Source organism: Luteimonas sp. R10, from assembly GCF_045689605.1.
GTDB lineage: Bacteria > Pseudomonadota > Gammaproteobacteria > Xanthomonadales > Xanthomonadaceae > Luteimonas.
The window spans coordinates 3,494,863-3,519,366 of record NZ_CP141262.1; the positions used below are offsets into that span (position 1 = coordinate 3,494,863).

The 24,504-nt window shown below is 64.1% G+C and carries 22 protein-coding genes; 4 read left to right on the top strand and 18 right to left on the bottom strand.

Features of this window, described 5'->3' with window-relative positions; translation table 11 throughout:
• The first annotated feature begins 10 nt into the window (after positions 1-10).
• Both U3649_RS15195 and U3649_RS15200 read left to right on the top strand, forming a co-directional pair.
• Complete coding sequence (locus U3649_RS15195; RefSeq protein ID WP_407352145.1) at positions 11-712, top strand: hypothetical protein; 702 nt, start codon at positions 11-13, stop codon at positions 710-712.
• Positions 709-1,236 (top strand): hypothetical protein, encoded by a 528-nt coding sequence (locus tag U3649_RS15200; protein ID WP_407352146.1) that lies wholly within the window; start codon positions 709-711, stop codon positions 1,234-1,236. The genes U3649_RS15195 and U3649_RS15200 overlap by 4 nt, the downstream gene beginning before the upstream one ends.
• Positions 1,237-1,511: 275 nt before the next feature.
• On the opposite strand, the gene U3649_RS15205 is transcribed toward U3649_RS15200, so the two are convergent.
• The 8 genes from U3649_RS15205 to U3649_RS15240 form a co-directional block, all read right to left on the bottom strand.
• On the bottom strand, positions 1,512-1,961 hold the full coding sequence (locus U3649_RS15205; protein WP_407352147.1) for a hypothetical protein: 450 nt from the start codon (positions 1,959-1,961) through the stop codon (positions 1,512-1,514).
• Positions 1,962-2,189: 228 nt separating this feature from the next.
• Positions 2,190-2,585 (bottom strand): hypothetical protein, encoded by a 396-nt coding sequence (locus U3649_RS15210; RefSeq protein WP_407352148.1) that lies wholly within the window; start codon positions 2,583-2,585, stop codon positions 2,190-2,192.
• Positions 2,536-3,243, bottom strand: coding sequence for an N-acetylmuramoyl-L-alanine amidase (locus U3649_RS15215; protein WP_407352149.1), 708 nt, complete (start codon positions 3,241-3,243; stop codon positions 2,536-2,538). Before U3649_RS15215 ends, U3649_RS15210 begins: the two co-directional genes overlap by 50 nt.
• On the bottom strand, positions 3,218-3,523 hold the full coding sequence (locus U3649_RS15220) for a PAAR domain-containing protein (RefSeq protein ID WP_407352150.1): 306 nt from the start codon (positions 3,521-3,523) through the stop codon (positions 3,218-3,220). Before U3649_RS15220 ends, U3649_RS15215 begins: the two co-directional genes overlap by 26 nt.
• 372 nt (positions 3,524-3,895) lie before the next feature.
• Positions 3,896-5,140: a S41 family peptidase gene (locus U3649_RS15225; RefSeq protein ID WP_407352151.1), complete on the bottom strand. Its 1,245-nt coding sequence runs from the start codon at positions 5,138-5,140 to the stop codon at positions 3,896-3,898.
• A 170-nt stretch (positions 5,141-5,310) separates the two neighbouring features.
• On the bottom strand, positions 5,311-6,327 hold the full coding sequence (locus U3649_RS15230; protein WP_407352152.1) for an alpha/beta hydrolase: 1,017 nt from the start codon (positions 6,325-6,327) through the stop codon (positions 5,311-5,313).
• 559 nt (positions 6,328-6,886) lie between these two features.
• On the bottom strand, positions 6,887-7,756 hold the full coding sequence (locus tag U3649_RS15235) for an XAC0095 family protein (RefSeq protein ID WP_407352153.1): 870 nt from the start codon (positions 7,754-7,756) through the stop codon (positions 6,887-6,889).
• Positions 7,757-8,434: 678 nt separating this feature from the next.
• On the bottom strand, positions 8,435-8,749 hold the full coding sequence (locus U3649_RS15240; protein ID WP_407352154.1) for a hypothetical protein: 315 nt from the start codon (positions 8,747-8,749) through the stop codon (positions 8,435-8,437).
• A 56-nt stretch (positions 8,750-8,805) separates the two neighbouring features.
• Here U3649_RS15240 and U3649_RS15245 point away from each other — a divergent pair, with 56 nt between their 5' ends.
• Positions 8,806-10,113: a hypothetical protein gene (locus tag U3649_RS15245; protein ID WP_407352155.1), complete on the top strand. Its 1,308-nt coding sequence runs from the start codon at positions 8,806-8,808 to the stop codon at positions 10,111-10,113.
• Positions 10,114-10,185: 72 nt separating this feature from the next.
• Here U3649_RS15245 and U3649_RS15250 read toward each other — a convergent pair whose 3' ends face one another.
• The 10 genes from U3649_RS15250 to U3649_RS15295 form a co-directional block, all read right to left on the bottom strand.
• Positions 10,186-11,352 (bottom strand): hypothetical protein, encoded by a 1,167-nt coding sequence (locus U3649_RS15250; RefSeq protein ID WP_407352156.1) that lies wholly within the window; start codon positions 11,350-11,352, stop codon positions 10,186-10,188.
• On the bottom strand, positions 11,352-12,074 hold the full coding sequence (locus U3649_RS15255; protein ID WP_407352157.1) for a hypothetical protein: 723 nt from the start codon (positions 12,072-12,074) through the stop codon (positions 11,352-11,354). The genes U3649_RS15250 and U3649_RS15255 overlap by 1 nt, the downstream gene beginning before the upstream one ends.
• Positions 12,064-14,097, bottom strand: a complete 2,034-nt coding sequence (locus tag U3649_RS15260; RefSeq protein WP_407352158.1) for an AAA family ATPase — start codon at positions 14,095-14,097, stop codon at positions 12,064-12,066. The genes U3649_RS15255 and U3649_RS15260 overlap by 11 nt, the downstream gene beginning before the upstream one ends.
• 334 nt (positions 14,098-14,431) lie before the next feature.
• Positions 14,432-14,974, bottom strand: coding sequence for a hypothetical protein (locus U3649_RS15265; protein WP_407352159.1), 543 nt, complete (start codon positions 14,972-14,974; stop codon positions 14,432-14,434).
• Between the two features lie 26 nt (positions 14,975-15,000).
• Positions 15,001-15,690 (bottom strand): hypothetical protein, encoded by a 690-nt coding sequence (locus tag U3649_RS15270; RefSeq protein WP_407352160.1) that lies wholly within the window; start codon positions 15,688-15,690, stop codon positions 15,001-15,003.
• Entirely contained in the window at positions 15,690-16,640 is a 951-nt protein-coding gene (locus U3649_RS15275) for a transglutaminase family protein (RefSeq protein WP_407352161.1), read from the bottom strand. The genes U3649_RS15270 and U3649_RS15275 overlap by 1 nt, the downstream gene beginning before the upstream one ends.
• 402 nt (positions 16,641-17,042) lie before the next feature.
• Positions 17,043-17,246: a hypothetical protein gene (locus tag U3649_RS15280; protein WP_407352162.1), complete on the bottom strand. Its 204-nt coding sequence runs from the start codon at positions 17,244-17,246 to the stop codon at positions 17,043-17,045.
• Positions 17,247-17,431: 185 nt separating this feature from the next.
• Positions 17,432-17,641, bottom strand: coding sequence for a hypothetical protein (locus U3649_RS15285; RefSeq protein WP_407352163.1), 210 nt, complete (start codon positions 17,639-17,641; stop codon positions 17,432-17,434).
• Positions 17,638-18,147 (bottom strand): hypothetical protein, encoded by a 510-nt coding sequence (locus tag U3649_RS15290; RefSeq protein WP_407352164.1) that lies wholly within the window; start codon positions 18,145-18,147, stop codon positions 17,638-17,640. The genes U3649_RS15285 and U3649_RS15290 overlap by 4 nt, the downstream gene beginning before the upstream one ends.
• A gap of 53 nt (positions 18,148-18,200) precedes the next feature.
• Positions 18,201-22,118 (bottom strand): methylmalonyl-CoA mutase family protein, encoded by a 3,918-nt coding sequence (locus U3649_RS15295; protein ID WP_407352165.1) that lies wholly within the window; start codon positions 22,116-22,118, stop codon positions 18,201-18,203.
• A 562-nt stretch (positions 22,119-22,680) separates the two neighbouring features.
• Here U3649_RS15295 and U3649_RS15300 point away from each other — a divergent pair.
• Positions 22,681-24,240 (top strand): phospholipase D family protein, encoded by a 1,560-nt coding sequence (locus tag U3649_RS15300; protein WP_407352166.1) that lies wholly within the window; start codon positions 22,681-22,683, stop codon positions 24,238-24,240.
• Positions 24,241-24,504: the final 264 nt, after the last annotated feature.

Here is a 24,504-nt window from a genome sequence, read left to right on the forward strand (position 1 = left end):
TTCACCAGCAATGACGCTGATCATCGCCTCCGACGCGCAAGACCATCTGATCCTTGCTGGCGATCATTGCGCAGTGCTGTCGCGGGTGTCAAACCAGGGAGCGCCGGACGTCGTGCTCCGCAACTACCGCAAGGTCTACCCCTGGAAATACGGCGCCATCGCCGCCTCCGGCGACGTGTTCCTGATGGCCTGCTTCCACCAGTTGGTTCTGCATTACGAACGCAGGGGCCAACCCATCAATCTGCTGCAGGTTGCGCGTGAGGCGAAGGCGGCACGTTCCCGAAGCGGTGTCCCGCCCTGCCAGTCCACCGGGAACATCTTCTTCACGCTGCCTGACAGCGAAGGGTTCGCCCTGTATTGCCTTTCCGTCAGGACGGCCTCGATCGAATGCGAAATCATCGAACCGGTCAGCACGCGTTTCTCGATGCGGGAAGGAACCCCGGACAAGTCCGCATGCCATGCGTTCAACAACCGTCTGCGGCCGTCGTTCTTCTTCCCCGGTGTGGACGCGTTCCATCGCCATCACCTGGAGCTACTGGGGCGGTTCTTTGCCGACCAGAGCGATGTCGACGAGCTCGTCACGGCTTCGTTCGATGTCTACATGCTGGAGAAGAGGACAGGCCTTGGCGCGTTCTGGCCGGCATCCGGGACCAGGAAACAGCTCGCTGCCATCGATCTTCAAGCTGGCGGCGGCTGCAGGCTGACCAGATGAACGGCGCCGGCCAGGTGAAACGAGCCAGCCTCATTCTCGGGTGTGCACTGCCCATGATCGCGGGCGGGTGCGAAGCCAGGCAACGAATGCTGGACATGCCGATTCAGGATCAGAGCGGGCTACCCTGCTTCGGCGTCGCCGATACGCGCGAGGCGCGCCGTCACCCCATCAAGCTCGGCGCCATGGTGGTGTCCGAGCTCGACGCATCGGAGAACGTGATCCGCGAGGTCTGGTCACTTGCCGGCCGGTTGCCGCCCGTCATGCTGGACCCGGAGCAGTGCCTCCCGTATGGCGCCCGCCCCAAAGGCGCCGAAACGCTTGTCGAAGCCGAGCCAGTCCAGCCCGGCACGCGCTACTCGGCCTTCATCAATGCCTACATCCAGGACGGACCGAACTGGAGCAACCGCTCCTACCTTGGCGCGTTCTGCCTGACGGAAGGCCCTGAAGGGCGGCAGGTGCACGAGATCCCTTCCGGTCCCGTAGCCGATCAGGCCAGATGGGCGGCCTGCCAACTGAGCCCTTGAGACTCGCCGAAAGCGCACCGGCTCGATCGATCACGTCACCCGCGACTTTGCTTCTGCGCGACCGCGCGCCCTTCCCGTGGCCAGGCGAGGCCGTCCGATAAGTGAACCCGACCCTGAGGTTTCCCCTGTTTTCCTGCAATCGATTCAACGGCTTAGCTGCTTCCCCCTTTGAAGAAGGGGAAGATAGGCTGTGAGAAATGTGGGGAAACCTCAGAACCCGAGCCGGTTTTTCGGCCCTGACCGGGGTACCGGCGGCCCACGGTGCGAGGCCCATCTCAGTCGGGCTCCATCCCATCGGTCGGCAGCAGCAGCAATGGCTCGCACTCCTTGGCCGAGCAGCCGAAGTGGCGGATTGTGCCGTCATTCTCCCAAGTAGCGATTCCCCCGCCATTGATCGCGAAGCGCCAGTCGCGTCCATCGGCTTGCAAGTGGCCGCTGATGCTGCAGCCCACCAGGTAGAAGCGTTCGTAGGGCCTGTCTTCGTAGGCGTCAGCCAAGTGGAAGAAAGCTTGCACCTGTGAAGCTGACAACCTCCATGTCCGGCAGGCCTCCTCAAGCGGATGCCCGGCCGCGCCATGGTATTCGGCAGGCGCCACGTCTACGACTCGCAAGGAACTGTAGCCCGGATAGTCGGCAGGCAGCCCAGCGCAGGCAGCCGTCATCAATATCGAAGTGAGCAGCGCGGGCGTGGTGATACAGGCGCAACTACGACGGCGAAAAGCCATGTCATTCGTTCCAAAAACCGGTCCACAGGCCAGCACCCTCGCCCGCAGTCTTGTAGGAAATGAGGTCGTGTTCGTAGACATCGGCATCGCCGACGGGGTCCGCCGTCCAGCGGTGGCGGCAGGCCGCCCCCGGGCGCCGGATCCCCAGTGTAGGCGCTGCGCGGACGCTTGGGATGCATCTACTCTGCACATGGGCGGCCGGTCTACCGGCGCCCACGCAACCCCGGATCAATCAACCGAGTCGATTGGCACATGCTCCCACATGACGAGCGAGGAACATGCTTCCTGCGTGCACCCGAAGTAGATGGTCTCTGCGTCGTGTGTCCACATACCCTTCGCCGCGCCGTTGATCTGGAAGCGCCAATCCATGCCGTCATATCGAACCACACCACCCACTCTGCATGGCGCCGTGTCGAAGTCATGATGGTACTCACGAGGCGTGATTCGTGTACTCATCAAGAAAAAAGTAGCAGCAGACTCCGCGTCCAGATCCCAGTCCTTGCATTGCGCGGCATATTCCGGCGCAGAAGATTTCGGCTCGATTTCGACGCCGGCCACTTCCGTGATCTGGAAATCATGGATGTGTGCCCCGCTGCCATGGCATGCGGAGCTGAGGAGCGCCATCGTCGCCAGCATACAGACCCTGGCCTTCGCCCGAAGTCTTTCTGGATATGGTGTCGTGGGCATAGACATCTTTGTCTCCAAAGCCGTAGAACCGCTTCAACAAGCCAATCAAGGTACTAATGGAACTCGTTTGCTCTGGCGTGGGAGCGTCCCACGACTCCGTGCTTTCGTGGTACATCGCAACGACTTCGATACCGACGCTGTCCTCGTTCTTTGGGTAGCGGTCAGGATAGGGCTTTACTTTCTCGTGGTTGTGACCATCGCGTGGCCCCATTCGGCGCAGCCGCTTGGCCTCTTCGGCCTCGCAAGTGCCCTCGGCCAGGCACCTGGATTTGATCGGACCTACATGGGCAGTGTATTCGTGCAGGCTTGCCGTCTGGTAGGTCGTTCCATCCTTGTCGATCAGGAAATGGGTGCCGATTCCGCCTGAAAAGGAGTTAAGAGCGCTGCTCGCCGTGGTCGACACCGTTCGATGCAGGACAACCGCTACCGGACCGGTGATGCTTCCCCTTTCCAGCGCTGCGATTGGCTGGTGGACGAATCCCGCATTCTGCACATAGCCGTTCTCGCCAACATACGGGTCAACAGAAATCTCAGCGCGCCGAGTGTTGGCAACATTGGACGTAGCGCTGTCACCTACCTCGACGAACCTTCGCATGTTCGCGCTCATGGGTGTCGATAAAGACATGACCTTGCTGCACGGCCAGTACCTTGCAGCCACAGGCGAGCGAACTGCCATGCAAGGCCACCGGCTGGCCGTCGATGATCATCGTCGCGTCCCCATCGACGATGGGGAATGGGCCCTTGTGTTTCGGACAGGTGGCCGTATCGCCAACCCGCGCTACGCTCTTTCCGTCGATATCCGTGAACGGCGAACCGGTCACGACCGTACCACCGCTACTGGTGACATCCCCAACCACAATCCACATGCGCGCCATGGGTTCCCTCCTCGCGCCGTGAAACATCATCCGTGGGTGGACTGTATCCCATGTGCAATCGACAGAAATGGGATCAGGTTCACCACCCGGAGGGCGGCACCGAGCAGACGCCCGTTCCAAGCGCTTGTGCGAACTAGCGGGGGCAGGTTCAGTTCTCCCTACCACGGCGAAGCCGTCAACGGTCCGACCGCGCGCCGCCAGGCGCGCCTTCGAGGCGATCATGACGATGCGCAAGATCGGCATCACCGCGATCGAGGCCGCGCGGCGCGGGTGAAGCCGGCAGCGGGCGCCTCGCCATCGGCCGGAACCGCGCGCTCTCCCTGCTGCGCGGGCTGCGGCCGAGCGCCACCGCCGCCGCGCTCGCTCCCGCGTTCAGCGCGCCGCGGCGTCCCAGGCCGCTTCCAGCGCGCGGACCGCCTCGGCGAGATCGACATCGTCGTGGCGGCAGATCGTCTCGCGCGTGTGCCGCGTGGCCACGTGCGGCGGGACCGGCTCGTCGCCGTAGTCGCGGCCGTCGGGACCCCAGGTCCCGTGCACCGGCAGGGTGACGGCCCAGCCGTCCGGCAGGTCGATGCGCTCGGCGCTCAGCAGCGCGCCCGCCGTGCCGCGGCCGACCAGCACCGCATCGCTCTGCTCCCGCGCGCCCCAGGCGAACCCGTCGGCCGCACTGCCGGTTTCCGGACCGATCAGCACCACCACCGGCCCGGCGTAGCGGCGCGCGCCGAGGTCCTCGACCATCAGCATCGTCGCGCCCTCGCCCACCTCGACCGCCGCGAACACCGCCTCCGTCGTGTAGGCCCCGGCGACGCGGTGGACGTCGGCCAGGTCCTCGGCCCGCACCGGGCCCTGCAGGCCCTCGAGGAAGGACCGCGAGAGCAGCGCCACGCCCGGCCCCGGCGTGCCGAAGTACGCCAGCAGCCGCAACGCCGACGCGTTGCCGCCACTGTTGTTGCGCACGTCGACCAGCAGGCCGTCGGTCCCGCCGAGCGTCTCCATCGCCTCGTCGATCAGCCCGGCCGCATCGTCGCCGAAGCGGTCCGCGCGCAGGTAGCCCACCGAGCGGCCGTCGCCCCGACGCAGCACGCTCCAGCCGATGGTGCGCTCGCGCGGCGGCCAGTAGGCGGACTCGCGCGGCACCGACAGCTGCGCCCGCGAACCATCGCAGCGCTCCACCTCCAGGCGCGCGGGCGACTCGCGCGGCCCGCGGATGGCGGCCGGATCGAGGATGCGGTCGCCGATGCGCAGGCCGGCCGCGCGCGCCGCCGAGGCCGGATCGATGTCGACCACCACCGGCGACCCGTCGATGTCCTCCGTGATCGCCGCCAGCCCCAGCGTGGGCCCCGCCGCGCTAGACGCGTGCAGCGCCACGTGGGACACGCCGAGTTCCTCCAGCATGGCCTGGCCCAGGCGCCGGAAGTCGGCATCGGTGTGCGCTTCGGGCAGGCCTTCGCGGTAGCGGTCCCGGATCGCCGCCCAGTCCCGCCCGCCGAAGTGCGGGTCGTAGAATCTGGTGCGCACCGCCTCGTCGAGCGCGTCGAACACCCCGCGGTACTCCTGCGCCGCCGCCGGCGCACCGGCCAGGGCCGCCATGCAGGCGGCCAGTACTGCGATTCTCATCCCGACACTCCCCAACGCGTTTCCCATGCGGAGTGTCGGCCGGCTGACGTGCCTGCACCTGTGCCATTAGGGGGGCTGCGCGTCGGAATGCGGGAACGCCATGCGCGCTCATGCGTCGCCCCTGCAGTATCGGCCTCGGGCCGCCGGCCGAAACGGGGTCAACCTGCCCCCTATTTGCCCATCCCGATTTCATCCAGCCAGCGCATCGCATCCCGCGTCCACCGGTCACTGTCCGTGCCCTGCTGGCGCACACCAAAGGCGTGCCCGCCGGTCTCGTACCGGATCAGTCTCACGTTCGCACCTACCTCGCGCAGGGCCTTCTCGTAAATCTCCGAATACTCGACGGGATCGACCGGATCATCCTTCGCGTGGATGAGCAATGTCGGCGGCACGGCCGCGGACACCACGATGTCCGTATTGAGTTCCCGCGCCGCGGCCGAATCCGGGGGGCGCCGGTTCTTGTGCTCCATGGTCATGTGCCCCGGATAGACCGGAATCGCGAAGTCGGGGCGGATGCTCACCTGGTCCGCAGCATCGGCCGGTGCATACCTGCGTGACGCGAACTCCGTGCTCGACAGCACGGCCAGGTTGCCGCCTGCGGAGAATCCCATGACGCCGATGCGGTTCGGATCGATCCCCCAGGCCTCCGCGTTGTAGCGGACCAAAGACATCGCCCGCTGCGCATCCTGCAAGGCCATCGGAATGGCCGGCGACTCATGCCGCTTCGTGATGGGGTTCCAATTGCAACCCGTGTTGGGCACGCGGTACTTCACGAGCACGCAGGTGATGCCGGCATCGGTCAGCCACTTGCAGACGTCCGAGCCGTACAGCCCCAACGTGCTCTTCGGCCCGATCGCCAGCGCTTTGTAGCCACCGCCCGGGAACACCAGAACCGCGGAGCGCGCCGAACGTTCCGCTGGCCGGTAGACCAGGATGCTCGGGTGGGTGAGCGCCCACGCCTCATGCGCGAGCGCCGCGATCCCCGCCTGCAGCACAGGGGAATCCTCCGGCCACAGGCGGATTTCCCGCCAGTACGGCATCGAAGGCGCAGCGGTCGGCGTGACTGCCGAGGGCTGCGTCTCGCTGACGCGCTGATCCGGCACCGCCTGTGCGGTCGCGGACAACGACAACACGCTCGACGAGATCAGCGCAACGAGCCCCAGCAAGACGAAAATCGCGCGGCACATCGCTCCATCCTCCCAGCCGTTGAGACCGCAGATTGACGAGCGGCCACACTAGCGCCGTTCGGTGCCACCTCCAATTAGCGCGGCCCTGGCAGGCCGCATTCCAGACCTCACGGCGGCCATCCGTACGAAAGAGGCGTGCCGGATCAACAAACCCGGCATCGACGCTGCCTTGCGGTCGCAGTGACAGATGCGGCACCACCTCGACTGCCTGACGCCAACGATCGGTCGCCAGTTAGTCCTTCAGGATCCCGGTGTGGCCCGGCCAGCAAGCACCAGCAACCGGTGCCCGAAGAAGTGACCTGGCACCATTACCCCCAACTGTCCAGCGACGCCAGTCCAGCGATAAGTGAACCCGACGCCGTTTTGCAGGCGGCGGTAACACCAAGCTCAGCTCCCGTTCCGGCCCCGCTCCAACTGCACCTGCACCTGCACCTGCACCTGCACCTGCACCTGCACCTGCACCTGCACCTGCACCTGCACCTGCACCTGCACCAACGCATACGGATCGCACGGACGCGGTGCCGGGGATCGTTACCGAGCCCGGCACCGCCCTGCTCGATCAGTGGCGTGTGGCCGCCTGCGGGCACCAGCCCGCATCCGCGGGTGGCGGCAGCATCGGCATGGCCGCGTCACGCGTCAGGTCCGGGCTGACCGGTACACCGTAGATCGCCGGCTCCTCGCGTACGCGGTGTCGGTGCCCGGCTTCGTCGGGGAGGCGCTGCCCCGCCACCTTGTCCATGAGCGCACTCGCGGCGTCGGCCACTTCGAAGATCACATCGCCCAGGACCGTCAGCGTGCCGTCGGCCAGGTCGATAGGCTCGACGCTGAAGACCAGGTCGCCGTAGGCATGCAGCCGGTCGTGCAGGCGGTTGAGCGTGTCCAGCTGGTCCAGGGTCATGCCGAAGACGAGGGGATCATCGGCGTGACCCGCGTCCGCGACGACGCGCGCCTTGTCCGGCTCGTCGTCGTCCTGCGGCGTAGCGTCTGCGACCTCGGCAACCGCGTCGCCCCGCGGGCCTGCGGGCGCTGCCACCCCAGCCTCAACGTCCTGCGCCCTCGCGGACGAGGCCTCTCCAGCCTCGTCGTCCTCTTGCGCCCCGGCGACCAATACCTCGTCGGCCTGCGCCGGATCCTCCGCTTCATCCTCATCGCGTGCCTGCGACTGCCGCCGCCCGACCTCGCGCTCGGCCGGCCACGTCACCTCGTCCAGCACGCGCCCGGTCTGCGCGGCAAGCACCTCCAGGCAGACGGCCAGTTGCATCCCGCTGATCTGCGGGCCCCAGCCCGTCTCCTCCTCGTCGTACGTGCGCGGCTGCGCCAGCTGCGACAGGAACACCATGTGCCCGTGCAGCTTCTTCAGCCGGAACTGGCTTTCCTCGGGCAGGAAGTAGCCGGTCGTGTCCAGATCATCCAATTCATGCTTCGACATCGTTGCCTCCTCATTCCATGAAGTGACCGCCCACCGGAATGGCGGACGGGAAGTCGGGAGGTTCGAAACCGCTACAAGCCGGCGGGCGTATTTCCCCAAAGGGGTGTTGTATTAGCCGCCCTCCCGACGCAGGCATCGCGTCGGTCATGCCCGCAAGCGTGCGGGCACAAAAAACCCACCGGTTTGTCGGAGGTGGGGACCGCTTGTAGAGGAGTTTCGACGCTCCTTAGAACCGAGTCTGCTACCGGAGTGGAGGGGTGTCAAGGCCATGATCTGACGCCCAAGCTCCTCCACCTCACCGAGCTAGAAAGTGTCCCTGACACCTTTCGTCCAAGATCCCTCTGGACCTGCAGCAGCACCGCGCCTGGGGCCGCGATGACTTCCGCGCCATGGCCGAAGCCAAGACCGGCGGTTCGCTGGAACGTGGTCTACGCACCGGCCACACAAGGCGACCTCAGCCGATGGCTCCGACAAGTGGACCTGAGCTACCCCTGATTCTCGGACACCACAAAGCGAGGACAATCCTCGTACGGACGTGTTCGAGAATCAGGGGGCTCAACCTGGCCCAGGTATGCGCATCCCTGAGCCGATGCGCCCCCTAGCCATCAGTTGGAAGCGGCGTGCCTCGTCCTTTAATCGGCGACGTGGTTCGTCCCAGGACAGCAAGCACATCAGCGTTCAACCCTCAGCCAGCGCGTCGATGAGATCCGAGACTGCACGAGCCGCCCACGGATTGATGGCGGAAAGGCGAGCGAGCTTGCATTCCACGTCCGCGAAGCTCGACGGACCGGAGTGCGCGCCGTGGTCTTGCACAAGATGTTGTGCATATTTACATACCTTGAGCGCATGTCCGTCGAGTTTCACGAACCGACCAGCGGCAATTCGGGAAACCTGCGAAGGATCAATCCCCAGTGCCCGCGCGATCGTCGACCGATTCACGCCCGGCAGCGCCATGGCTTGGCGCACAAATTCGAGGGCGATCAGCCGATCCATCTAGACAGTATGCAAATTTGCACATATGCTGGCAACTGGCGATGGAAGGACATTGAATGGAACTGGTCTCACCGGACGCGTTAGCTGATGGCGACCCTTGTGTGTCGTTCGAGACATGGACGCGGCAGCGCAAGATTGTGTCCATCGGCAGCAATGCTGGCGCCGAACCGTTGCCTTTCCAGGAGTGGCATCACTTCAAGGAAGCCTTCGCACCCGAGGTCGTGGCTCGCGCGGTACGAGAGAGTCATCGCCCTGTAGCGAAATGCCTGGACCCCTTCGGTGGTTCCGGCACTACGGCCCTGGCCAGCCAGTTCCTTGGTATTTCGCCGACGACCATCGAGGTCAATCCGTATTTAGCAGATCTGATCGAAGCCAAGCTGAGCGCATACGATCCAGACGAGCTGGCGCAGGACTTCCGGCGGATCATGCGCACAACCTCTCGTCAAGCCGGTAGCCTTCGTAAACTGTCCTACCTACCCGCGACGTTCGTTGAATCCGCAGGGGCGGATCGTTGGATCTTTGACCGCGCCGTCGCGCGTCGGATCGCCTGTCATCTCGATGCGATCGATACGCTGCCCAGCACACATCATCGACGGCTGTTCCGGGTGCTGCTTGGCGGGATGCTCATCGCTGTCAGCAACGTCATCATCAACGGGAAAGGCCGTCGTTATCGCCGCGGCTGGACCGAGCGCCGTACGCCGCCTGAGATGGTGGATATGCTGTTCAAGCAGCGCTGTCAGGCCGCGATCACGGAGATTCATGAGCATCGCTATCGCCGGCACCGACGTCACACCATTCTTCGCGGTGACTGCCTTAGTAAACTTGCGGCGGCCACGCCGGCCGACCTGGCGGTGTTCTCACCGCCATACCCCAACTCCTTCGACTATACCGACGTCTATAACGTCGAGCTTTGGATGCTGGGCTACCTCGACAGTCCCGACAGCAACCATGTGCTTCGTAGGTCGACGCTGTGCTCGCACGTCCAGCTCAAGCGCGACTTCCTGGCGGCGCCGCCGGGCTCGTTGCGCCTTTCGCGCGCATTGGGACGGCTTCGCAGGGAGCGCGACAATCTATGGTCGCCATGGATCCCCGACATGATCGGTCATTACTTCCATGACATGTGCAAGGTGCTCGGTCTGCTGCGAGAGCGTCTGACGTCTCAAGCTGAGGTCTGGGCGGTCGTGGGTGACAGCCGGTATGCCGGCATCCAGATTCCCGTCGCGCGTATTCTCGCTGACTACGCCCCGAAGTTGGGCTATCGCGTCCTCAACATCGAACCATTCCGTTCGATGCGCGCCTCGGCACAGCAGGGTGGGCAACACCGGCTCGCGGAATCGCTCCTGGTTCTGCAGAAGGAAGATTGACTGCGATTAACCCCACTGTGCGGGTCGTCAGCCATCGAGCGATCGCGTAGTCGCCATCCGAAGATAAGCAGGCTACTTGATCGATGCGCCCTTCTTTTTGGCCGACTTCTTGCCAGATTCCTTCACGGGCTTCTTCGTCACGGCCTTTCTACCTTCCGTTGGCGCCTTAGCAGTCGATGCACACCCCTTGCTGTCGATGGGCGCTTCCATCAGATACCGCCGCAGCCGCACGTCCTTCTCTTTCGCAACCTCATCCAGATCTAGCATCTGATCGGCCTGATTCTTTCTGGCATCAAATACGCAGGCGTACACCGCCTCGGAGTCACTGCGGCGGTAGTCGTGCGCTTGCGTGATTCCGGACAACGCCCACTTTCGGTGATGCGTGGGGCCATCCCCTTCGATCAGGACCTTGAGTTCGAGCATGGTGGTTGTATGAGGCTGGAAGGGAGCACCAGGCAATGAGCGCCACATCACCCTGATGTCGCACCGGCCGCCTTTCCCAACGGACTCTTCATCCACGATCCCCGCCAAGAGCTTGTAGGACGCGTGCAGGTACAGATGCAGATAGCTCTGGATCCGCCGCTCGGGATCGGGGTACAGCTTGTATGGATGCTTCTTTCCCATCCATACCATTTTTGCAATCGGATTCTTGGCGTGGAGCAAGCTGTCTTTGTGAAACTGCTCAACGTCCGCTTCGATCCGATCCGCAGACAGCGGCTCAGTCGAAAGGCGCAATTCGCTCACCGTCGGACTGGCGCACCAATCTTCGATGTCCCCGGCAGGCAGATGAAACAGCAACCGACGCTGCGTTAGCTGCGCGATGGCGAAGGTGTCAGACGCCTTCAGATGATCGACCGCCAGTTGGAAGGCGTTGTGGAGCGAACCAAGCGACGGGCAGATGCAGTACATCTTCCGAAAGTTCTCGTTGCTCAGGATCACGCCTTGAGCGCTCTGATCATGCGACCCAGGGAAGAAGCGCTTCCATTGGGTTTCAGCAGCATTAAACTTTGGACGCTCGATGTCGGGCGCCTCGGAAAAAATGAACATCAAGACTTGGCTGGCCGGCACTGCGCCGCCTTCGAGCGGATGCTTGTTCGCATCAAGCCATGCTTCGAACCAGTCCTGACATTGCTGCACAAAGCGCAATGGCGGCTCACCAGACGGCGCAGCTCTGAGGCCCTGCAGTGACTGAAGTTCTTCGTCCGTGAGCGCATCGACTGTGGGTTCGCTGTTGGCCATCAAGCCACCTGCACACTACGTCGCATGAGCAGCGTCTGATAGGCCGCCACCACATCCTTCCGGTTGTAGGCTCCTTGCAGCTCCAAACGCTGTTCAATGCTGCTCAGCCCCTCCACCGTGGGCGTCTGCTCGCCAGGCGCCTCCTGCAGATCCAAGGTGTCGCCATAGCGCTTCACCGCCCTGCGATAGGTCAGGTCTGCCTCGAGGATTTTGTCTAAGACAGCGCCTCCACGCGCGATGCTGGTTTCCTCAGTCACGTCGGAGTCTGTCCTGTATTCGTTGGTTGTATAGGCTGATGCCAAACACATGTCCAGTAGAAACCGATACAGCCGCGCTCCCATCACCGTCTCGCGCAGCGTCCGTGCCACCTTCAGACCTTTCAGGGTAGGGCGAAAGACCCCCTCGAACTGAAGATTGCGCAGCGCTGGATGCGCTCTAAAATCCTCCACCGACACCATGCCGCCCAGCACCAAGCCACCCAACGCGACGTGTGCGTGCCGGTAGTAAGGACCCTGGGGCGTACGGCGCGCACGCTGGCGGAGCGGCTCGATGGCGTAGTAGCGGCTTGAGGCAAAGGACATGAACAGGAGCGCATGAAGGCGCTGCCGGGACACCTCCGGCAGGCCCGCGGCTTCATTGGCCACGATCAGAAACAGCACCCACCTAGTGAAGAACAGCCGGTCGTGATCGGCACGGGTTACTGGTTTGCGCTTAGCTGCCAAGGTAGCTCCTTAGTTCAGCAGTGAGCTGCTCCCGCGCCGCGTCATCCCGCAACACGCCTGGCTCCTCGGCCAGCGCCATCAGGTCCACCAAGCGACTCTGCTGGGTTTTGGGTAGAGTGCGCAAGGCTCCCTTCTTTGTGATCAGTCCCAGCAGCGCCGGAATCATCGTCGTGCCGTTGATGTTGGACGTGGCAATCAGTATGCGCTGGCCGCCCTCTGGCGAGAACTTGCGGATCATCTGAGCGGCCCGCGCCATGAACCAGGAATCCAAGCTTGCCTCCGGCGTCTCCATGACCAGCATGGTCGCGCCGTCGTTGGCCACCATATCCAACAGCGTCATACGGAATGCAAGGTCCAGGAATTCCTTCTGGGACTCGGATACGCTCGTTGCGGTGGATCGGTCGTGTGCCGCTAGATGGGTGCTGGAGGTCATTGCGATGCGAAACGTCGGCAGATTGATCTGCGGCGCGCCTGTTGCCACTTTGAACGGATAGTTCCGCAGGAACTTCACCACCACCGTCTCATGCAGGAACGCCTCCGCATAGCTCGTCAGGCGGTAAGCCAAGTCATTCTCAATTTTCCCCATTTCCGAGAACAGCTTGTCGATCTGGTGCTTGTATTGGACATTGAGCTCTTTACGCTTCTCGGCCAGCTGATCGAGCTCCAGCTTTTCGGCTTCTAGGTCGGCAAGGAGTGGGGTTTGGGTTACGTCAGGGGCCTGGGGAATCTGCGTTTCCAACTGCTCGACGCGCATCATCAATTCATGACGTCGTGTGACTGCTGGACGAAGCAGTGCCAAGGCGTCGGTGTACTCCTCAGCTAGCTGTTGCTGCAATTTCTGGTGGGCGGCGATTTCGGCGCGTAACGCGTCAATCCTGTGCTCGATCTTCTGCAAGGCGCGGGCCGTGATCGGTGTAACGTTCGAAGCTCTTGCATGCGCCAGCGATGCATTGCAGACAAAGCAATGGTGATCGCGCAGCCGTTTGCTGATCGCCGCCACCTCGCGCTTTCCGCCCTTCCCGCAGACGAAGCAGCCAAGGTTCGAGCCCAGACCCTGCATGAGCATCTGGAATTTATTGTCCAGCGTCGGAAGTGCCTGGGCGATGTAAGCGGCATCTTGCTGGTGGAATGCATGGATCTCCTGGTCCAGTTCCACTTGCAGCGATTCAACTTTGCGATCAGATTCATCGCGCTGCCTGACCAGTTCGACTACCCGATCAGTGGCTACGCGGTGATCACGACTGGCGTCAGCAAGTTCCGCCTTCGCCGTGGCTAATTGGGCTCTCACTACGGCCAGGTCGGGATCTACCGACTGATATTTCGCACGGGCTTCCTCATATCGGTCCCTGCGATGGTTATATTGGTAGGTGCGGTTGCGATAGTCGGTGTCAGCCGCCTGGATCTCGGAGTAGAGCTTGTTGAGCTTTCGGCCGATCGCCTCATCGACGAAGAGCATCTTGAACAGCTCGAGCTGTGCGGTGGGCGACCATAAAAGTGGCAACCTTTCCTCGGTGAAGAACTGGACGTAACGAACGACCATGTGGAAGTCGTAGGCCGTGGTCAGCCCAGATAGCTCTGCCATCTGCTCCAGAAAGGTGTTGTTGTTGGGCGTTGCGACCGTTCTGCCACTGATGACCAGCTTGGTGATTTCCAGATTGGTCAGGCGCCGGGTGACGGCAATCTGCTTGCCGCCAATCTGAAACGTCAACGTGGACGTCGCGTTGGCGCCCAAGGCTACCCCAGCCCTATCCTGGAAGAAGCTGAACTTCTTGGCCGTGACCAAGCTGCGTTTACTGACCAGCCCCATGTCACGTGTGGCGGCCTTCGAAGGGTTAGTTGGCCCGACCAACATCCGCAATAGCAAGTTCAACAGAGTCGTCTTGCCAATGCCGTTGATGCCGGCAATCACGGTCACGCCTTTGCCGAACGACAAGTCCAACCCTTGCTTGTTCGATCCCGGATACAGCGGATAGTTAAGTACTCGCAGTCGTTCAACGACTGGAAGTTGAATCGCCGAGCGCATTCCCCTCCCCCTGAGTGATCGCCTCGTCCCCTACCGAGCATTCCATTGGCGGTGGCGCAGCCTGCAGTGTTCCTAGAGTAACGAAAATCGACCCAATTGGAATACCCACCCATTCTATTCGGTTGGTGGGAAGTCCAGGAACCCTGAAGACATTGCGACGCTCGGGCGCTGGTTTCGGTAAATTGGATAGATTGGCATTCGCTCGTAGCACATCGACTCTTCCTGGATCTCGCCGCGCCAGCACATGGAGTCCACGGCACTGTGCATGCCGTCGCGCTCGCTGATGGCCTCGAAAATCCTTGTATACGGCCTCCTCCGTCAAGCACATGGGCAGCTAGTCGCGTTGCTGAATGACAGAAGCAACATCGGAGTCAAAAAGAGGCGCGACTTCGCACTCGATGCTTGTGAAGTCAAGTTTTGAGCAAGCACGAAAGCCCGATAGCACTTCGGCCAAAGCAGTCCTTGCTACGGCGTCCCTAGCGTCGAAAACGTGTACTTTCAGTCCAGTCGGGTACGAGAGCCTTAGCTCCACCGCATCGTTTCCCTCGGCATCAAGATATAAATTGACCGTTACATCAATACCGCGCACCTTAAAGTTTCGCAGGCGAACGGCATCATCCGACTCGCGCTCTGGAGTGGTTCCAACATATAAAGAAAAGAAGGGTCGCGAGTCGCCTCCCTGCACCTGATAGATCTCGAAGTCAGGACCAGAACGCTGGAGAACAACTGCGCCGTACGGCTTCCTGAAGCAGAAGGCATAGCTAAAAACATCACAAGGGTACTTGGCGCTGTCCTGTTGGGGAGTCAGCGCGTCTCGATCATCAGCACTGAGAGTCGCACAGGACGCGATCAACAGGGCTCCGACCGCGCCGATCAAGGCTGAATGCGGAAGCACTCTCATGGCTAGTTCCCTATATGCTGATTCTTGGGCTCGCGCATGATCTCATTGACGCCGATGTCGGTCATGCGTCCCGGCAACTGATTCATGATGTCGCCCGCGCGGCTCGGGTCAGGAACTTTCATGCCGGAGGCATTCCGGGTATACGCATCGTCTGCGCCACCCAGATGATTTATCTCATGCTCGCCAACACCGTATTGGAAGCCTTGGCTGGTCACATCGAGCGACACCTTCGTTCCACCTAGAGAGTCGGCGTAGTTGCCTCCCGTCCCAGCAGGATGATCGGTAGGGCCATCGAACATCTTTACCTCGTTGCGCAACCCGCGAGGTGTATCCCTGGTAATTTCCGTGATTTTGAAGTCAACTTGGGTCGGTTGCCCGTTGACGTTGTAAACGCCACTTTGGGATTCGAAGCCCGTCGTCACTGTGGAAATGTTTCCGGGCGTGGCGCCGGGCCCCGTGAAACGGGTAGGCATTTCGACCCGCATCCGCCCTTCCTCGTGGACGATTCTGGCAGCTCGCCCGTCTGGGTCCGTGAACTTGTAGGGGTTGTTGTTGGCGTAGTGATAGCGATTGAAGTTCTGGCCGGTGTTTGGATTGGCCTGTTCCGGATCGGTGGAGACGAACCGGGCCGATGCGATGGGCGCCAACGCCATCAGCGCTACGGCCATCGTCGTTTGAACGGACTTTCGCATCACTGCCCCCTGTACTTCCCTTGTTGCTGGATGGATTGGAGATAGGCCGCTTCCTGTTCGGGCGTTCGCGGCACCCATCCCAATTGCTCGGCCTTGTCGAACCAGGCCAGGTTCTCGCGGCGGAGCCGCTCGTAGTCGGCAATCTGTGCCGGCGGGATATCGGCTGGATCTGGATAGCGTTCGACGTAGCGCTCCTGCAGTTGCAGATAGTAGGCGTTCGCCTTCCAGACCATGGCGACGACGTCCTTGGGATTGGCGGCGAGCGCCATATCCGCCACTTCGAGCAGCATGCTGCCATCCTTCAGCGCTCCGTAGTGCTCCATGAGCGTGCCAGCGATGGGGCCCAAGCCCTCACGTGGACGCAGGGGTCGCAAGTAGAGATCGTTACGGATTGCCAGCGGAGTGATGCCAGTGTCGCGTTCGTAGCTGCTGTCGTACTTGAAGCCACCTGCGGTGGCTTCAATGTTGACCCATGCCTGCTGCGTGTCGTCGGCGAACTTGACCATGAGGTGGTGCGGCGCTGTCGCGAGCGCGACCGGCAGGCCGAGCCGCTGGCCGAGGATCAGCACCAGCAGCGGCATCGACACGCAGTTGCCCTTGCGGGTCGCCAGATAGGTCGCGAGACGCTTGTTGGCCAGGTCGCTGCCGAGCGGATCGTCCAGGTCGTAGGTGAAGGGGCGGCCCTGATTCCAAGGGCCAGGTTCGTACAGAGTCTTGATCAGCGCGTCGAGCTGGGCGCGGGGACCGGCATCCGCGGGAACGTTGGTCCGCACCGCCTGTTCCCAGCGGTCGAGCTCGCGCCGCACAGCTGCTTGGTCGGTTGACGGATCGAGCAGCCGATCGACTACGAGCTTGGCGTCTTCGTAGCTGACGTGCGGGTCGGGAAGGGAGAATTGAGCGCGCAGCGGCGCGAGATCGGCGGATGCCCAGGCAGATGCGGCCGCGGCCAACAGGCATGCGCCTGCGAGCCAGCTGCTCCCACGGCGGCAGGTGATCCTCCCCATGCGCTCCCTGCACCCCCGTTGATCCGTTCACATCCTAATCCTGCCGGATGGGCACTGTCCATCTGCCGGCGGGGCCGGGTGGAGCGGATCAACTCGATCTCGGTGGCCTCCTCGCCGGCGTGTTCCCGGCTAGCGGTGATGATGCATCGGATTCAAAGGCCGCCCCACCATAGCCACCACGAATCGAGGAAAAAGCCGGCGCTAGAGCGCCTACCGCTTTGAAAGAAGTTGGGCGGATGCTTTCAAAGCCTGGAGAGAAATGTAAGCAGGCTTTCCTTGCCCCCGTTCAGCCTTCGCAGGGACGGCGAACCGAGGCCATGCGCTGCGCCGCCTTGTCGCGCATCGAACTCACAGCCGGTAGTCGCGACCGATGCTCGGCGTCCGCGCCGGCCACTGCGGACACAGGGCTTCGACCACTTCCATCAGTTCCAACCAGCGCTCGAACGGGTCGGCCGCGGGTCCCGCACGGTAAGGAACGCCGGCTTCACGCACCAGTACCGGTTCGGGCAGCGGGCCAGGTGCCGGGTTGGGTGGCTTGCGCGAGGAGTTCATCGACAGTTCTTGTCGGTCTCTATCGTTTGGTTGAGCGTTGCGCGTCAGCCGCGCGGGTTGCCCTCACCCCAACCCCGCGCTTCGCGCCCCCGGCCCACGCCAGCGGCGCGGGCGTTCATCAGCTTGCGAGCCAATGGCTCGCAAGCGCGCTTCTACTGTCGGCTTCCCGGCTTGCTGCGATGCGCTCATCCAGCCGATCCTTGCGCGGGTGATCTTCCTCTTGAGTCGACGGTCCGCCAATCCGCCAACCGATCCCGCGCGCCGAATCTGGCGGCAAAAGCGACCATTTCTTCGAAGAAGGCGACCTTGGCAACGGTATCGAGCGCGATCCCATCGCGTAGTTGAGCCCGGCGGGCGTCTTCGTAGGTGCACTGCAGCGGATCTGGCGTGGTCATGTGCTCTCCTGGCCGGTTTCTGCTGCAATCTGCTGCAGTGCCCGGATGTCGTCCTGGTCCAGTGGGCGGCCGGCGGCCCGTTTCAACTGAATCAGATGCCGGATAGAGGCGACCGGAATAGGCACGTCGTCAAGGTTCTTCACCACCGCCTCCGCGATCATGGCACGGAAATCGAGCGGTTCGCGCACGAAGATGTCGACAGACCGCTCCGGGTTGGCCGGGTCCCACAACTGGAAGACCTGCATGTTCCGGTTCTGCGCCCAGTCGTCTCGTTTGGTGGGGTTGGAGAAGTCGGCCAGCGTGACAGGCAGCCGCGGCCGCAGGCCGATGCTCGAAAGCGCCTCCATTCCCTTCGCACAGTTATCCGGGCTGAGCCCGATCACAAGGTCCAGGTCGCGTGTGGCCCGCAGGTGGCCGTGCATGATCACCGCGAAGCCACCAACGACCACGTATTCGACGCCGGCATCGGCGAGCGCCTTGAAGATCTCGCGGATGTTGAAGGCCATCGGATTCCCTCATCCCAGCCCCTGCCCCGCAGCGGGAGAGGGGCTCGTCGGAGCTACATGTTGCGGCGGTATTCGCCGCCGACGTCGTAGAGCGCATGGCTGATCTGCCCCAGGCTGTGCGTCTTCACCGCCTCCATCAGCGCCTCGAACACGTTACGCCTTTCCCGCGCCGCGTTCTGCAGGTAGCCCAGCCCGTGGCCGTCGTGCGGCTCTGTGGCCGCGGCCGCGTCGTCCTCCACCACGTGGGCATGCTCGGTCTCGCCTTCCGGCGCCAGGCGGTTGCGTGATTGCTGCCAGGCCTGCACGTTTTCGATCTGCTGGCCCTTCTCCTCCTTGGTCGAGCGGATCAGCTCGATCTCGGTGGCGATCTCGCCGGCGTGTTCCTTGGGCAGGAAGATGTTCACGCCGACCAGCGGCAGGCTGCCGTCGTGCTTCTTGTGCTCGTAGTACATCGACTCTTCCTGGATCTTGCCGCGCTGGTACATGGTGTCCATGGCGCCGAGCACGCCGCCGCGCTCGCTGATGGCCTCGAACTCCTTGTACACGGCCTCCTCCACGATGTCGGTCAGCTTGTCGACGATGAAGCTGCCCTGCCAGGGGTTCTCGCAGAAGTTCAGGCCCAGCTCCTTGTTGATGATCATCTGGATGGCCACAGCGCGGCGCACGCTTTCCTCGGTGGGCGTGGTGATGGCCTCGTCGTAGGCGTTGGTGTGCAGGCTGTTGCAGTTGTCGAACAGGGCGTACAGGGCCTGCAGGGTGGTGCGGATGTCGTTGAACTGGATCTCCTGCGCGTGCAGGGAGCGGCCGCTGGTCTGGATGTGGTACTTCATCATCTGGCTGCGGGCGCTGGCGCCGTAGCGCTCGCGCATGGCGCGGGCCCAGATGCGGCGGGCCACGCGGCCGATCACGGTGTACTCCGGGTCCATGCCGTTGGAGAAGAAGAACGACAGGTTGGGCGCGAAGTCGTCGATGTGCATGCCGCGCGCCAGGTAGTACTCGACGATGGTGAAGCCGTTGCTGAGGGTGAAGGCCAGCTGGCTGATCGGGTTGGCGCCGGCCTCGGCGATGTGGTAGCCGGAGATGCTGACCGAGTAGAAGTTGCGCACCCTGTTGTCGACGAAGTACTGCTGGATGTCGCCCATCATGCGCAGGGCAAACTCGGTGCTGAAGATGCAGGTGTTCTGGGCCTGGTCCTCCTTGAGGATGTCGGCCTGCACGGTGCCGCGCACGCTGGCGAGGGTCTCGGCCTTGATCCTGTCGTAGGTGTCGCGGTCCACCATCTCCTGGCCGGTCACGCCCAGCAGGCCCAGGCCGAGGCCGTCGTTGGTGGGCGGCAGGTCGCCGTGGTAGCGGGGGCGCGGGCGGTCCTTGAAGAATGCCTCGAGTTTCTTTTCCGTCTCGGCCCAGCGGGCGGATTCGGCCTTGAGGTATTTCTCCACCTGCTGGTCGATGGCGGTGTTCATGAACAGCGCCAGGATCATCGGCGCCGGGCCGTTGATGGTCATCGACACGCTGGTGGTGGGCGCGCACAGGTCGAAGCCGGAGTAGAGCTTCTTCATGTCGTCCAGCGTGGGGATGTTGACGCCGGAGTTGCCGATCTTGCCGTAGATGTCGGGGCGCGGGGCCGGGTCCTCGCCGTAGAGGGTGACGCTGTCAAACGCGGTGGACAGGCGAGCGGCAGGCTGGCCGACGGAGAGGTAGTGAAAGCGGCGGTTGGTGCGCTCGGGGGTGCCCTCGCCGGCAAACATGCGGATCGGGTCCTCGCCGGTGCGGCGGTAGGGGTACACGCCGCCGGTGTAGGGGTAGCTGCCGGGCAGGTTTTCCTTGCCGAGGAAGGTGAGCAGCTCGCCCCAGGACTTGTAGGTGGGGGCGGCGATCTTGGGAACCTTCTGGTGGCTGAGGGACTCGCGGTAGTTCTGCACCTCGATGGCGCGGCCGCGGACTTCGTAGGCGGTGGTGTCGTCGGTGATGGATTTCAGGCGGGCGGGCCAGTCGCGCAGCAGCTTGAGGGACTCGGGGGTGAGGGCCTGGATGGCGTCGTTGTAGCGCTGGCGCAGGGTGAGCAGGGTGCGGTCGGGGGTGGGCGCGTCCCCTGTGGCCCCTGTGGGAGCGACGGGAGTCGCGACGCTTCTGCCGGCGCTGTCGGATGTCGCGACTTCCGTCGCTCCCACATTAGGGCGCGGGGATGTCGCGGCTTCCGTCGCTCCTACATTAGGGCGCGGGGATGTCGCGACTTCCGTCGCTCCTACAGGGGCGGGCTGGCGGTCGCGGGCGGGCGGGCCATGGGGGGCCGGATTGAGGTCGTGGGTGTCGTAGAGGTCGAGGGCCTTGGGGAGCTTGGGGTCGCCGAGTTCCTGCAGGGACTGCCAGAAGGACTGGGCGCGGTCGGCGGCTTCGGCCTGTTTCTCGATGGAGGCGTTGATCGCCCTGCCCTGTTCGGCGATCTCGGCCAGGTAGCGGACGCGGTTGCCGGGGATCAGGACGGTGGCGCGGGGCTCCTTGAGGTTGGTGTCGAGGTGGGGGCGGAAGTCGCAATGCTTCGGGCCGGTGCGCGTCGTGGCGTCTTTTGTGGGAGCGACGGAAGTCGCGACGCTCTTGGGGGCTGCGGGTGTCGCGACTCCCGTCGCTCCCACAGGGGGGCGTGCATCGGCGTCGGCGGTGTCGATCCCCGATTCGCCATTCCCGATGTCCAGCTTCTCGCGCAGCAGGCGGCAGAGGTTGACGAACATCCAGCTGATGCCGGGGTCGTTGAACTGGCTGGCGATGGTGGGATAGACGGGGACGTCCTCGTCCCTGGTCTGGAAGGCGACGCGGTTGCGCTTCCACTGCTTGCGGATGTCGCGCAAGGCGTCCTCGGCGCCGCGCTTGTCGTACTTGTTCAGCACGATGAGCTCGGCGAAGTCGAGCATGTCGATCTTCTCCAGCTGGCTGGCGGCGCCGTAGTCGCTGGTCATGACGTACATGGGGAAGTCGACCAGGTCGACGATCTCGGAGTCGGACTGGCCGATGCCGGCGGTCTCCACGATCACCAGGTCGTAGCCCAGGCCCTTGAGGAAGGCGATGCCGTCCCTGAGCACGGCATTGGTGGCGGCGTGCTGGCGGCGGGTGGCCATGGAGCGCATGTACACGCGGTGGCTGCGCAGCGAGTTCATGCGGATGCGGTCGCCCAGCAGCGCGCCGCCGGTGCGGCGGCGGGTGGGGTCGACCGAGATCACCGCGATGCGCATCTCGGGGAAGCTGGCGAGGAAGCGGTTGAGCAGCTCGTCGGTGACGGAGGACTTGCCGGCGCCGCCGGTGCCGGTGATCCCGACGACTGGCGTCGTCGGGCGGGATTGGGGATTCGGGAATCGGGATTCGGAAGAGCGGGGATTGGCCCAACTCTTGCGCAGTATGGCGAGTTCGGATTCGCTGAAAACACCATCCTCGATGTCGCTGAGCATGCGGCCGATCGCAATCTCGTCGTCGATGGCCGGCTGTTCCTGCTTCTGCGAATCCCGAATCCCGAATCCCGAATCCCGGGCCGCGCTGGCGCGGCCCACCACGTCCTCGATCATCTCCACCAGCCCCATCTTCATGCCGTCGTTGGGGTGGTAGATGCGCTCGACGCCGTAGGCCTCGAGTTCGCGGATCTCCTCGGGGGTGATGGTGCCGCCGCCGCCGGCGAAGACGCGGATGTGCGGGGCGCCGCGCTCGTTGAGCATGTCGACCATGTACTTGAGGTACTCGACGTGGCCGCCCTGGTAGCTGGACAGGGCGATGGCGTCGGCGTCCTCCTGCAGGGCGGCGCGCACCACGTCCTCCACCGAGCGGTTGTGGCCCAGGTGGATGACCTCGGCGCCCTGGGCCTGGATCAGCCGGCGCATGATGTTGATGGCGGCGTCGTGGCCGTCGAACAGGCTGGCGGCGGTGACGAAGCGCAGCGGGGTGCTGTCGGGCCGGGTCTCCGGCATCTGGCTGGCGGGCGTGCTCATGGCGCGCATTCCTGCGAAATCTGTGATCCGCCGATTGTACCGCGCGGGTGTTGGCCGCCTTGGCATGAACGGGCCCAGGCGCGGCGTGGCCGGGGCCCTGCCCCCGCGGGCACCGCGCGACGGTCGGCTGGCCCACGGCCTTGTGGGAGCGACGGGAGTCGCGACGCCCCGGCCGGCCGAACGCTCCCCTGCCGCGCCTCGCCCTCGCCCTTGGCCCTTGTGGGAGCGACGGAAGTCGCGACGCCCGCACTGCTGGTGAGCAGGCAGAAGCGCGGATGCCTGCCGAAGCCTGGGCGATAGGGGTACGGGCCATTCGGGGTCGCGACTTCCGTCGCTCCCACAAAGTTGCTCCCACAAAAAAAGCCCCGCAAAGAAGCCCCAAAAAAAGCTTCCACAAAAGAAGCCTCACAAAGAAGCTTCCAAAAAAAGCCCCCGCAAGCCCCCGGAAGCTATTAGAAGCTCCTGGAGGCCCCGGAAGCTTCCACACAGGAGCTCGCACCGAAGCGCCCACCGGCGGCTCACATACAATGGCGCGGCGACGAGGCGCGGGGACCGGGCAGGCATGAAGAAACGATTGAAGCGGATCCTCGCCTGGGGCGCGTTCACCCTGGCGGCGCTGGTGGTCAGCGGGGTGCTGCTGGCCGACCACCTGACGCCGCCGGCGACCGGGGCGCCGGGCCATGCGCTGGCGGTGCAGCGCGACCAGACCGCGCTCGACCGCGAGCTGATGCCGCTGCTCGACCGCAACCCGGGCAAGACCGGGGCGATCCTGCTTCCCGACGGGCTGGACGCGTTTGCGGCGCGGGCGCTGTCGGCGCGCCAGGCCGGGCGCAGCCTGGACCTGCAGTACTACATCTGGCACGACGACCTCACCGGCCACCTGCTGCTGCACGAGGCCTGGCAGGCCGCCGAGCGCGGGGTGCGGGTGCGGATGCTGCTGGACGACATCAACACCTCCGGCAAGGACACCGCGCTGCTGGCGATGGACCAGCACCCGAACGTCGAGATCCGCGTCTACAACCCGTTCCGCAACCGCGACGGCCTGGGCCGCCTGCTGGAGATGGTGCAGCGCAGCTGGAGCATCACCCACCGCATGCACAACAAGGCGTGGATCGCCGACGGCCGGGTGGCGGTGGTGGGCGGGCGCAACATCGGTATGGAGTACTTCGATGCCGCGCAGGACACCAACTTCCGCGACCTCGACCTGATGTTGTTCGGCCCGGCGGTCAACCAGGCCAGCACCATCTTCGATACGTTCTGGAACAGCGATGCGGTGGTGCCGATCGCCGCGCTCAGCAAGCGGTCCGAGCGCAGGCTGGCCGACGTGCTGGCCGGCATCCACCAGGAGGCGCGCAGCGCCGAGGCGCGGCGCTTCCTCGACCGCGTGGACGCCTCGCCCAGCGTGCGCCGCTATATGGCGCAGGAGCTCACGCCGTTCTGGAGCGAGCGCCTGCGCATCGTGTCCGATCCGCCGGTCAAGCAGGACCGCGGCGGGCGCGAGGGCTGGCTGATCGAGCACGTGATGGACGACCTGCGCTCGGCCCGGCGCAAGGCGCTGCTGATCTCGCCCTACTTCGTGCCCGGCAGCGAGGGCGTGGCCGGGCTGGCGGAACTGGTGCGGCGCCACGGCGTGTACGTGGGCGTGCTGACCAACTCGCTGGCGGCCAACGACGTGCTGGCCGTGCACAGCGCCTACAGCAAGTACCGCGAGCGCCTGCTGCGGATGGGGATCCGCCTGCACGAGACGCGGGCGCAGGTGTCCACCGGCACCAGCGTGTTCGGCAGCAGCGGCGCCAGCCTGCACACCAAGGCGTACGTGGTGGACGACCGCCGCGGCTTCATCGGCTCGTTCAACATGGACCCGCGCTCGATCGACCTGAACACGGAGATGGGGGTGCTGTTCGACGAGCCGGCGATCGCGCGCGCGCTGCGCGACGAGTACCTGCTGCTGACCAGCCCGGAGCTGGCCTGGTGGGTCTACCTGAATGCGGACGGCGACCTGCGCTGGCTGGACGCGTCTTCTAGCCCGCCGCGGGTGCTCACCACCGAGCCGGACTCGACCGTGCTGCAGCGCGCGATGGCGCGGGCGCTGCGCTGGGTGCCGATCGAATCGCAGCTGTAATCGCGCCAGGCAGCCTATTCCGCTGCGGTGAGATCAGGCCCGTCGCCACGGGTGCCGCCAACGAATAGCCGGCGTTCCGGGCCTGGCGGGGGCGAGCCATCGCGAAGGGCTCGGCGATTCATTGGCACCGCCCGTGGCGACGGGATCGGCCATGCGGCAGCGGCAAGGACTGCCTGGCGCGCTTTTGTCCGGGGACAGGCGTAGAATGCCGCCCGCATCGGCGCCTGTTCGGCGCCGCGTTCACGTCCAGCATCACCACCCACC